Source organism: Methanococcoides seepicolus (assembly GCF_023684405.1).
Lineage (GTDB): Archaea > Halobacteriota > Methanosarcinia > Methanosarcinales > Methanosarcinaceae > Methanococcoides > Methanococcoides seepicolus.
Genome location: NZ_JAGSOI010000017.1, coordinates 30,513 through 41,519 on the forward strand (window position 1 = coordinate 30,513; position 11,007 = coordinate 41,519).

Here is an 11,007-nt window from a genome sequence, read left to right on the forward strand (position 1 = left end):
AAACTCATGGTAACAAGCAGGTGATGACCTTTAAAATGATAGACGAAATGATAAGGGAAACGGAAAAAGAGCTCAAAGCATTGAAAAAATATCCCGATGCCAAGCTTATTGAGATAATAAAGGAAGTCGGGTTCGAGTGCGATTTGTGCGGGATGTGCTGCACCAGACAGTTCAACGACCATGTGTTTCTGCTGGAAAAAGATGTGGAAGCAATGAAACAAATAGATGAGTCCCTTATCACCCCTGCACCATACTATGAGTTCTGTGACCAGAAAGGGAATTTTTATGTTTCCGGATACTCACTGAGAACAAAAGAGGATGGAAGTTGCGTTCTTCTCGAGAACAATAGGTGTACCATCTATGACAAGAGGCCTACCATATGCAGCCTTTATCCGTACATGCTCCACCGGGAGACAGATGAAGAAGGCAACCTTGACTGGCGACAGATATCCGGTCTGGACCAGCATGGATGTTACCATAGTGAGATCACGGATGAAGATGCGAAAGTGATAGCATCTGATATTAAAAGCTACGAAGAAGCATACCTTGAGCAGCAGATAGCTTTCTTTAAAAAAGTAAAGGAACATTTCAAAGAGAATGGATCAAGGCATGTCAAATCTGTCTATGACCGCCAGATGCGAGCCTTTGAAAAAGGAAAAGAGATAGTAGTTTACGTATTCCACAACAACGGATTGGAGCTTTGCCGCATCTCAAAAGAAGAATGAGATCACTCATTCCAGTTACCGTTGAGCTTACCATCTCTTGCCATTTTACCCAGCACCCGATTAACAGGATCACTGATAGGCGAGGGAACGATGTTCTCGTAAGGTGTTGAAGGCAAAGGGGAAAGGTAATGGGCTCGCACTTTTCCACCCTTTTTGCTGATCCATTTGATCTGGGCAAGTGTTCTTTGCTGGTCTTCTTCGGTCTCATTGGGAAAACCGAAGATAAAGTCCACTACCGGTATGATCTCATGCTCAAAACACCGTTCAACAGCGATATTGACATCTTCGGACGTGTGTCCCCTTAACATTTCTTTCAACATACTGTCACTGCCGGATTGAGCACCCAGACTTATTGTTCTGTTACTGCAGTACTTATCGATAAGGTCCAGCCCTTCATGGGTTACAAATTCAGGACGTATCTCGGAAGGGAATGTGCCAAAAAAGATATTCTTGCCTTCAATGGAACTCAACTTTGAAAGCAGAGCTTCTACCTTGTCGAACCTTGGCTGAATACCATTGCCGCCATAAGCAAATGCGTTTGAGGAAGTAAAGCGCAGGTCGTTGTAATATTTAGCGAAACTGACAATGGAATCGATGCTTCGATGTCGCATCTCATGCCCAAATATGCGGGGCGTCTGACAGTATTTGCAATTCCACGGACAACCCCTGCTTATCTCAATGGGTGAGCGAAGAGCTTTTGGATCGAAACAAGGATGATCATCAAGGTCCACATGGTCACGCTTTTCCGTAAGCACGACCTTCCCATCGCATTTGTATCCGATCCCCTTGACCTTTGAAACATCTCCGCCTTCAAGGAGCGTATTTACAAGATGAGGAAGGGTCTCTTCACCTTCCCCTATAACGACAAGATCGAAGTGCTCAAGAGTATCCCCAACAGAGCCTGAAGGATGCGGACCACCTGCTATACAGATAGTATCGGATGTGCGGGAATCGACCTCTGCAAACACATTTTCTTTTTGTTTGGTGGCAAAGCTATAGATCATGATGCCCTCATGGATCTCTTTTACGAGCTTGCCTTCGGGAAGAAGGGGGAGAAGGGCTGCAAGGCTGTAAGTGTTCTTCTGCATCAACCTGAAACATACATCCATTTTTTCAACCTCAAGTAATTACCAGTGTAAAAGGCACCAGAGTAAAACACAGCAGACCAAGTATGAAAGTTCCGATCCCCAATGCCATTCTCCTGTTGTCAAGCTTAATATCATCATTCAAGGTCCTTGGATGACCTGCCAGTGCAAAGAGCAGAAGGAAGATGGACCAGAACATCCAGATACCGCCATTTTGCTGAAGCACGAAGATGACATAAAGACCGAGGCATCCCAAAATGAAGGGCATTGCCATAGAAACATGCTTTGCACGTTCCCCGAGCATTGCACGAACGATATGACCGCCATCGAGCTGACCCGAAGGTAGCAGGTTCAACACGGTCACCAGCATACCGACCCAGCCTGCAAATGCCACAGGATGCATGGTATCGACAGTATTGCCGGATATCGTATTAATAGCCTGGAACAGAAGGGGGACCTGTATATCGAGCACCATATTACCGGGTGTGATTATGTATTCCACAGGCGGTAATGAAAGACCGATGAAAGTCACGATAACAGATGCCACAATACCCACAAGTGGACCTGCAACAGCCACATCGAACAATGCTTTCCTGTCAGGTATGATACCCCTGTGTTTAATAACAGCACCCATTGTGCCAATGATCGTGGGAAAAGGAATGAAATATGGCAATGATGTTCGCATGCCGTGCATCTTCGCAGCCATGTAATGACCCATTTCATGAGAGCCGAGAACGAACATTATCGCAAGTGTAAAGGGAAGCCCTTTGGTGAACTGAGAAGGTTCGCTGAAAATATCCACCCCGAACATCGTAGCACCTGCGAACATGGTGGTAAATACCGTTGCTACAGCGAGCAGGACATTGATCCATATACGTTCAGGGACCTCTTGTATCGGAGAAACGACCAATACATCTTCCCCGAGTTCCTTGGTAAAGGAGAGTTGATAGCCCTTGGCTGTTAACTTTGGCCAAAGATATTGATGTACCATCTTGGGGTCGATTTGGGGAACTCCGTAAAAATGAATCGCGCTGTCAGCATAACCCACTTCATAGGCCTTGAAAAATGGATGAATGTCATCATAGAGGCCCATAATCATGGCCTCTATTTCTGCATCCTCTGGAGCTTTAGTTCTTGAAGACATTAACTTTATTGTTTCCCACGTCTGAATTTACCTGTCCATCAGTTCAACGAAACCGCCGGTACTATCGACCTTCACACGATCCCCATTCTTAAAAATGGTGAAAGGGTCCTTGTCAAGCCTGTCCACGAGAGGGATATCAGAGATTATAGCTCCCACTGCCACTATCGGTTCAGAATCGATGTTTATCATTGCAGCAGGGGATACGTTGTTCTTTTTCAACTGGTATATCACGTAAGAACCCACGGTGGAGCCTTTGCCATGCGGGAAAACAAGTATTTTGTCCTTGATACATTCTCCATAAATAGCATGACCGGGATCAACAACTACTCCTGTTTTCGGGTCAACGTTACCTAAGAACGAGAGGGCATCCTCCGATAGAAGCACCTCACCTTCCGCAACCCCCCTTGCAATGGTCCTGCATTCGATCTTAATTGTCACCACCTGCCCTTTTGATACATGTTTCCAGACTTCCGATCTTCGCAGGGACCTTGCACATTCCCGGAACGTAAGCCAGTGCTTTGCCTGAATTGACCATCATGCAATTGTGGCCTTCCGTTGCAGGGGAGACGACCATACAGGTATCACACAACACCTTTGAGCCACTCTCTTCTATCCTTTTCACAACATCAGGATATCTTTGGGCAACTTCCCTTGAAGTGCATACCCAGAGTTCCTTTTCTATCTTTTTGCCTTCCAGCAGATCGGCGATCTTGTTCAATTCCTCAGGAGAACAGTGCGGACAGCCGACCGCTACGATGTCGCATTCCAGGTCATCCTCACTACCAATGATGGTCTCATAGACCTCATCAAGCTGACTTCTCTGGATAGTGATGGTCTCATCGGGTTTATCGAAACGGACCTGCTTCGCCTCAGGCGTGACACCCTCCACGTGATACAATGCAACTGCGCCGGATGCCGCCATTGCAGCACCCAATCCTTTCAGTTCATCTGAGGTAGGTGTGGAGGCCAGATGGAACATCGGTACGCGATTACCAATTTCCTTACCTGCGATATAACCAAGTGCACCATAATCAGAGCCGGAGAGCTCATGGTCCACGACCACGGAGACCGTAGGAACACGATTTTCATCAAGATGGTAACCGTAGTTCGCGGTTTTGCCGACCAGTGCAGCAGATAATGCAGACGGACCGCCTTCGCGATTGGTGCGTGCACCTATCACCGAATTCGCATAAGAGACAGCTGAAGACTCGCTCCATGCAAGATGGTCCCCACAGGTCGCCGAGAAGCCTTCGAGATAGTAGGGAGTGCAAGTGCACTTTGAACTTATCCCGAGCTTTTCGTAAGCAGCTATTATCTCCAACTGTTTTTCCGCAAATTCCGGCTCTATGCCCATCTCTTTCCACCGGAGCATATCCATGCCTGCGGGATTCAATATTGAAGGGACCTTTACCGTACCTTCGAGATCGGATATCCATTCAAGTCCGGCATCTCCTATCGTCTTGTAGGACACGCCTGCTATCTGGGCGCTCTTGACAGGGATCAGACCATCCGCACCATAGATATCTCCAAGTGCAACAAGGATCTCCATGGCTTTGCGCAGGGTCTCCCCCTGTTCGCCGTCAAGTACATTTTCTTCTTCTGCTGTCAGATACATTATAATTTCCTATAGTTATCATTCGGGCATCTTTGCGCGCTCGAATATCTCTTTTTCTGCAAGGACCTTTGTGGCATCTATGCCCATCTTGGTGGTGGTCCCATCAGGAGAACCTCTTGGGTCAAGGGAACTTCCACGCACGTTCGGGATTATCATGACATCGAGGTCAGCTTTCACCCTTGTTGCAATGGCAAATTCCACATCCATCATATTGAAGATATCGATATCCTCGTCCACGATAACAACGTGCTTAAGGCTCGTATGAGCTGCAAATGCCGCCATGATTGCGTTCTTGGCATCACCTTCGGTCTGTTTCTCTATCTGGACCACCGCATGGAGATAGCAGCAGCCGCCTTCCGTTAACACTACGTTCTTTACGGTAGTGACCTCTGCCACTGCATTGTATATCTTTGGCTCGTAAGGCACGCCCATCATGAGAAGATGCTCTGCACCTGCCGGAAGGATACCGTGATAGATAGGGTCCTTCCTGTGCATTATCTTTGTAATTGTGATCACCGGTTCCTTGCGTACAAGGTCATAGGTACCTGTGATATCAACGAAAGGTCCTTCATCCACCCTTTCTGTGGGATCAACATAACCTTCAAGAATTATCTCCGCATGTGGCACTTTCACACCGTTCTCACACTCGAACAGTTCCACAGGAGCACCCCTTAAAGCTGCTGCGTACTCGAACTCCTTACCTGCCGGAACACGGGTGGTGGAAGCGAAGGTTATTACCGGATCAGCACCCAGCACGATGGCTACCGGTAAAGGCTCGTTGTTCTCAGCTGCCTTCTTGTGGAGTACGAAAGAATGGCGTGGAGGAACAAGGCGTGCTGCCAGCTTGTTTTTGCCCACGACCATAAGTCTGTGGATGGATGCATTCATCATTCCGCCATATTCAGAAACGACAACTCCGGCTGTGATATAAGGACCACCGTCTTTCTCAAAGTGTGTCATCAGAGGAAGTTTTGAAAGGTCCACATCGTTCTCAATGACCTCCATGGTCGGAGAGGTATTTACTATCTTTACTTCCCCATCCGGCCTTATATCGGAAAGTCTCTGTATAATACCGTCCTTGGGGACACCGAACATATCGGCAAGCTCATCCCTTGAACCCAACAGGTTCATGATGGCCTTTTGTCCGTCAATATCGTGGAACAGTATGGGAGCATTGCTCTTCTTTGCAAGTCTTGGTGCTTCGAATACTTTCGAAACAGGCTCTGTGACCTCAACTAACCTGCCACTGGTTCGTAAATGGTCGATAAAATCTCTGAAGCTCATTGTATCGATGTATAAGAAAATGTCTCATGATAAATACATTGTCGTACCTTTCACTTTTCTTAGCCAGCAGATGCTATAGGAACATAAAAAAGAAAATGTTGTCAAAGGAAGGAGGTTGACCCAATTAAACATCAGAATTTTTGGGAAATCAAGATGTAAAGGAGTTGTAATGGGCTTTTTGTACGACAACATTTTCGAAGCAATAGCTAGAAAAGCCTTATCACATAAATAGTAATGTTTTAGGATAATGTATGTCACCTCAAATGGTAACGATTTGCAATGGTACCCGTACCGCTCAATAGTCCAGAGACTCATTGATCCTGTGAAGGGTATCTGCCACAAGCATTTGCACATCTGTCATATGGTCATCGGAGATCTCACCGCTCTCGGTCTCGATCAGAAGTTGCAGGTCGGATACGATCTTGTGTATTATCTTTATCATCTCCTCCTGTCCAATGAGCCCGGCATAGTATGCATAAAAGAAAGTTGTACCGCTTCTCTCTATCTTGTGCTTGAAAGCAGCATATGCATTGGACACTTCCTGCCTAGTATATGGCTCATCGACAAAAGGAACAAGCTCAGGCAGGTTCTCCCCTATCCAGGTCATCTCGGAACGGTTCGAGAGATTCTTGAAATCAGCACACAAACGTGCGATCACCCATTCCCGTGCAGTAAGATGAGTGGTCTTTTTCAGAAAACGTGTGACATCAGAGTAACTTTTGTTCTCCAATTTAGTGAATTTCTCATATTTGTTCAAAATATTCCCTCGAAATACCTATGTTCAGAAATGTATTGCAACCAGATAAATACTTTCCTGTGCATATATATTGTATCCCACATACAAAGAACAGAATATCAAACTTGATTAATTCACTAACTAACAATATCATTCATCCTTACACAATTCTTTTCTAATCGAAGTTGAAGAAGTGCCATTATCAAGGTAATCATCAAGAGGAATTACCTCACAAAGATCTAATATCTCAGGCTCAAGCTCGATGTCAACCCCTTTTCTCTGGAATACAAGGAAATGAGTTTTCGTTATCCTGAAATGTTCCAGCATATCCCTCATGTCCTCTTCATTGCGATAGTATCGGGTTTTGAACAGACGGTTCGCAGTATCTGCCCCGATAATGAAAGTGGCATTTTCGAAGAGATTAACTTTCTGAACGAATAAGGGAGCGACAGTTAGTAGAAAACCACCAAAAAATACCCCATCCTTGTACTTCCTGAGGGAATCCAGCCTTTCCTGAAGCGATATAAGGTCTATTGGCGGCTTGTCCACGTTTGTGAGAGAGACCTCAAAGTGAACCTTCTTCCCCAATTTATTAAAGGCCAGCTCAGCCATTTGAATATGATTATTATGGCACGGATCGAAAGAACCTGGGAATATAACTTCCGGCTTTTCAGTAACAGTTTCGCTGCCCAGATCGAATTGAACAACATCGGACACAAGGTCCAAACTGTTCATGATATTATCAGGCAGGGCGAGCATCTTCGCTACTTCTTTAGAAGCGGTGGCTTCCCTTTCTTCAACGACCTCATCCCCATGTAAAAGTTCTTCAAGGAGCAGATTTCCGGTCCAAGAGCATTCTTTTGCAATGGAATCGACTACCATGCAAGTTGCAATATACTCCTCTTCTTCCCTCGACCGCTCTTTTCTGAGTATGAGCGTCCTCACGAGGGTCTTATCGAAGGACTGTATAGCAACGAAGATCTTATGTTCGCGCCCCTCGCGTTCATCATCCCCCACAGAAAGTTTGCAGGAAGCAGCCACACCTATCAAGCCTTTGCCTGCCACCCTGTCGTCATTGCCTGCAAGAGATAACGCACGGCGGTATGCAGCCATGGCCATGGCCCTTACGGTCACAGTTGAAGCATATTTTTCAGGCTTTTTACCAATAAGTTCATCGAGCGCTTTAGAACTATAGGGCACAATAGCTTCAAGAACCGTAGCAGAACCGCCCCCATACCTCAAAAGTTGGTCAATGGCTCCGGCACCGCCTCCTGTTAGCGCAAGAACGAGCTGACAGTGGTGCTTGTGTATATGCATGATAATATCACGCAAAATGGCCACTTCCTTTGAACAAGGTTGGTTCATATCCTCTTTTCATAGGACAGAAGTCTGTATGGAACATCAGATAAAGTTTTTGATGATCGGGGAGAAGGTCTGATCATCCACTATATCCATGAATCGGTGGGTATCGCCATGGGCATTTAATTCAAGCCTTGGTAACTCGCCCACACCCCAAAGCCCATGAATTTTCTGAGCAAGCATGTGGCTGAGACAATGATGTTGACCGTCCCTACATGCTGATCGTGGCGGTATATCCTGATGAGGCAACCACCATCCCCGATCACTCTACCAATAAAAAGACCCTTGATGAAATAGCCAATTTTCTATGATCTTGGCAATGTAAGGGTGCCTTAAGGTGTCCTTTTTATTGATCGAACCCATGAGGTGTACCATGGAAAAACATAATATATTTAACCAAATACCAGTCGATTTAACCCATGAAGTGTTCGAGCCTTTGGTGGATCAACAGGGGGTATTAATCGAGCGTATTATTTCAAAGAAACATGTGACCCCAGATGGACAATGGTACGATCAAGACCGCAGTGAATGGGTCATGGTGTTGCAGGGGGAAGCGAAGTTGGTGTTTGAAGATTCGGAGGTGGTGCACCTCAATCCTGGCGATCATATTAATATTCCTGCCCACTGCAAACACAGAGTCATTTGGACCAGTGACACGACAGAAACCCTCTGGTTGGCGGTACATTATTGAGCTAAATTAGTTATCAGTCTCTTTCGATTCTTACAAATATGCTGTCCGCAATTTCCCTATCGACTGCATATCTCGTATGGATTAGGTCGAAGACATACGAAGGATACGACTGGACAAGATTCACCGGAATGCCCGGCAGTACACCCATTGCCAACATCTTCTGCATCTTCTCCTCTTCCTTCATATTGAAATATGCGATCTTGCCCCTCTGTCCTTTCTTTAACAATGAAAGGGGAGTGACAACCTGCTCCAACTCATCTCTGGCTTTCTTGCAGCATTCCCCTTCAGGTATAGATTTACCATGAGAACAGGTACGCGGGTGCCCTAGCAGGATGCACACATTATCATCAATGCCCCTATGGAGTATGTGCTCGAACTCACATGCAGAACTATGCACATATTTGTCCTTTGTGTTCAACACATCCACCAGAAGTCGCTCAGCAAGGCGATGCCTTCTGACAACCAATCTGCCATTTTCGGCACCTTCCTCCGTAAGGCTTGCGTTTGTATTGGACATGGTGATATTGCCGATCTTAAGTAGCTCCTGCATCTGCGGAGATGTTTCGTGCAGCCCGAGAGATTCCAGACTCACATGATCCACGTTATTTTCATTTGTGCAGATCCACATCCTTTCCAGAACTTCCTCTGCATCTTCACTTATTTTCATTTGAACAGCCCCCTGACAAATTTTTCCAGTTTCGTCTCCGGTGGAATCTCATACCCGCATTTCGGGCAGCGTTGCAGATTACATGAGCTGAACCTGCCACAGCTTGTACATTTCGACCTGTCTGGCTCATCGAACTCACAGCTACAAAGGGGGCACTTCATAGAACCACCCCGAATGTAGTGAGAACATAGTTCACAACAAACCCTACTGCAAAAGCACTTGGGAAGATGAATGCAGCCATTCCAAGAGCTATCTTGACACCTCTCTCTTTCACAGTTACCATGAACTGGGCTATACATGGCATGAACAATGTCAATGTGATAGCAGCAACAACGATGTTAATGTCACTCAGCAGCCCTGCGTTATACATATCGAACAGTCCGGCAGCACCGAAATCCCTTCTGAAGAAACCGAACAGGAACATGACCCCTGCTTCTGCAGGGAGTCCTATCCACTGCGATGGATAACTGAACAGTTGAACAGCCATCTCGAACAGTCCGGTAAGCCTTCCTATCCATATAAGCACACTTGCCACAACGAATAGTGGCAGTACCTCAAGGAAATACCATTGCATCCTCGAATATGTCTTTATGAGCACATTTGACAGCTTCGGAAGTCTCAGGGGTGGCATCTCCATAAAGAAACTGGGACTTGATCCCGGCAGGACCTTTGATGAAAGATATCCCACCAATACCAGCTCCAGACAGATCACGATCGCCCATATGAACAGTGCCTTCCCACTGAATGACAGTATACCCAGTATGACACCAAGCTGTGCGGAACAGGGTATTGCCAGTGACAGCAACATGCTTGTGATGATCCTTTCCCTTTTAGTCTCGAGAGTACGTGTCACCATGGTAGCCATGGTGGAACAGCCGAAACCGAGTACCATTGGAATGACAGCCCTTCCACTCATGCCCATCTTCTTGAATGCACGGTCTATGAGCATTGCAAGACGTGGAAGATAACCCGTATCCTCGATAATGGAGAACACAATGAAGAACGCACCAACAAGCGGCATGATAAGTGCTATTGCATACGTTACAGCCTGTGTGAGTATCCCATATTCACCTACGAAAAGGTCCTGTATGGCCGGATAGGGCACAGCAGCATTGAAACTCTCGATGACCCAGGGATTTATCATTTCTCCGAACAGCGTCCCTTCAAGATAATCCACAACCGTTCCTGCCGCAAACCCACCTACGAACTTGTACATCCCGAAATAAAGCACCAGAATCAGTATTGGAATTCCGGTGACAGGGTGAATGAGAAGACCATCGATGCGCTCCCTTAGTGATGTTCGGGAACTTTTTTCAACGTCTTCTGTAAGTGTAACGTCCCTTTTTCCTGTTGTCATGACATTCTCAACAATATCATTGACGAATGCCTGCCTTTCTATGGTCAGGACATAATTAAGAGGATTATTGTACTCTTTTTCAGTTCCATCGATTATCTTCTTTATAGCAGCGACATCTTCGCCTTTCTGAGAGATGGTATCGAATGCGACTTTATCGTTCTGAAGCAGCAATTGAGCAAGCGTTCTTTTCGAGGCATTGTTAACTAAACATAGCTAACTCTTTATTTCTGTACTTCATCAAAAGAAGAACAGAGTACTTCAGCATTTCAAGACTCTTAGTATAACACTTTGACTTTCTTCTCAATCTTGCCAGAAAGTGCCTAATTATGCTGTTATATCCTTCA

The 11,007-nt window shown here is 45.9% G+C and carries 13 protein-coding genes and 2 pseudogenes; 2 read left to right on the forward strand and 13 right to left on the reverse strand.

Annotated elements, in window-relative coordinates; genetic code table 11:
* The first annotated feature begins 35 nt into the window (after positions 1 to 35).
* Positions 36 to 725 (forward strand): YkgJ family cysteine cluster protein, encoded by a 690-nt coding sequence (locus KDK67_RS05925; protein WP_250867917.1) that lies wholly within the window; start codon positions 36 to 38, stop codon positions 723 to 725.
* Between the two features lie 2 nt (positions 726 to 727).
* Here KDK67_RS05925 and KDK67_RS05930 read toward each other — a convergent pair whose 3' ends face one another.
* From KDK67_RS05930 to KDK67_RS05965, 8 genes are all read right to left on the reverse strand, one after another.
* Positions 728 to 1,834, reverse strand: coding sequence for a TIGR04013 family B12-binding domain/radical SAM domain-containing protein (locus tag KDK67_RS05930; RefSeq protein WP_250867918.1), 1,107 nt, complete (start codon positions 1,832 to 1,834; stop codon positions 728 to 730).
* Between the two features lie 10 nt (positions 1,835 to 1,844).
* The gene (locus tag KDK67_RS05935; protein ID WP_250867919.1) at positions 1,845 to 2,954 is read right to left on the reverse strand and encodes a site-2 protease family protein; all 1,110 of its coding nucleotides are present in this window, start codon (positions 2,952 to 2,954) and stop codon (positions 1,845 to 1,847) included.
* A 27-nt stretch (positions 2,955 to 2,981) separates the two neighbouring features.
* Complete coding sequence (locus KDK67_RS05940) at positions 2,982 to 3,395, reverse strand: DUF126 domain-containing protein (protein WP_250867920.1); 414 nt, start codon at positions 3,393 to 3,395, stop codon at positions 2,982 to 2,984.
* The gene (locus tag KDK67_RS05945) at positions 3,382 to 4,569 is read right to left on the reverse strand and encodes a phosphomevalonate dehydratase large subunit (protein ID WP_250867921.1); all 1,188 of its coding nucleotides are present in this window, start codon (positions 4,567 to 4,569) and stop codon (positions 3,382 to 3,384) included. The genes KDK67_RS05940 and KDK67_RS05945 overlap by 14 nt, the downstream gene beginning before the upstream one ends.
* Positions 4,570 to 4,587: 18 nt before the next feature.
* Complete coding sequence (locus tag KDK67_RS05950) at positions 4,588 to 5,853, reverse strand: anhydromevalonate phosphate decarboxylase (RefSeq protein ID WP_250867922.1); 1,266 nt, start codon at positions 5,851 to 5,853, stop codon at positions 4,588 to 4,590.
* 295 nt (positions 5,854 to 6,148) lie between these two features.
* Positions 6,149 to 6,610 carry a DUF5806 family protein gene (locus KDK67_RS05955; RefSeq protein ID WP_250867923.1) on the reverse strand — a complete coding sequence of 154 codons (462 nt, stop codon included), beginning with the start codon at positions 6,608 to 6,610 and terminating at the stop codon, positions 6,149 to 6,151.
* A gap of 129 nt (positions 6,611 to 6,739) precedes the next feature.
* Positions 6,740 to 7,921 carry a nucleotidyl transferase family protein gene (locus tag KDK67_RS05960; protein WP_250867924.1) on the reverse strand — a complete coding sequence of 394 codons (1,182 nt, stop codon included), beginning with the start codon at positions 7,919 to 7,921 and terminating at the stop codon, positions 6,740 to 6,742.
* 69 nt (positions 7,922 to 7,990) lie between these two features.
* Positions 7,991 to 8,197 carry a hypothetical protein gene (locus KDK67_RS05965; RefSeq protein WP_250867925.1) on the reverse strand — a complete coding sequence of 69 codons (207 nt, stop codon included), beginning with the start codon at positions 8,195 to 8,197 and terminating at the stop codon, positions 7,991 to 7,993.
* Positions 8,198 to 8,321: 124 nt separating this feature from the next.
* On the opposite strand from KDK67_RS05965, the gene KDK67_RS05970 reads away from it, so the two are divergent.
* Positions 8,322 to 8,639, forward strand: a complete 318-nt coding sequence (locus KDK67_RS05970) for a cupin domain-containing protein (RefSeq protein WP_250867926.1) — start codon at positions 8,322 to 8,324, stop codon at positions 8,637 to 8,639.
* 13 nt (positions 8,640 to 8,652) lie between these two features.
* Here the strand turns inward: KDK67_RS05970 and KDK67_RS05975 are convergent, their stop codons facing one another.
* From KDK67_RS05975 to KDK67_RS05990, 5 genes and pseudogenes are all read right to left on the reverse strand, one after another.
* Positions 8,653 to 9,306, reverse strand: a complete 654-nt coding sequence (locus tag KDK67_RS05975; RefSeq protein WP_250867927.1) for a metal-dependent transcriptional regulator — start codon at positions 9,304 to 9,306, stop codon at positions 8,653 to 8,655.
* A complete protein-coding gene (locus KDK67_RS05980; protein WP_250867928.1) occupies positions 9,303 to 9,467 on the reverse strand; it encodes a hypothetical protein in 165 nt (54 codons plus the stop codon). Before KDK67_RS05980 ends, KDK67_RS05975 begins: the two co-directional genes overlap by 4 nt.
* Positions 9,464 to 10,663, reverse strand: coding sequence for a nucleoside recognition domain-containing protein (locus tag KDK67_RS14285; RefSeq protein ID WP_338101236.1), 1,200 nt, complete (start codon positions 10,661 to 10,663; stop codon positions 9,464 to 9,466). Before KDK67_RS14285 ends, KDK67_RS05980 begins: the two co-directional genes overlap by 4 nt.
* A 6-nt stretch (positions 10,664 to 10,669) precedes the next feature.
* Positions 10,670 to 10,852: pseudogene (locus KDK67_RS14290) on the reverse strand (hypothetical protein); the annotation flags it as partial.
* Positions 10,853 to 10,862: 10 nt separating this feature from the next.
* Positions 10,863 to 11,007 (reverse strand): annotated as a pseudogene (locus tag KDK67_RS05990) (IS1 family transposase); the annotation flags it as partial.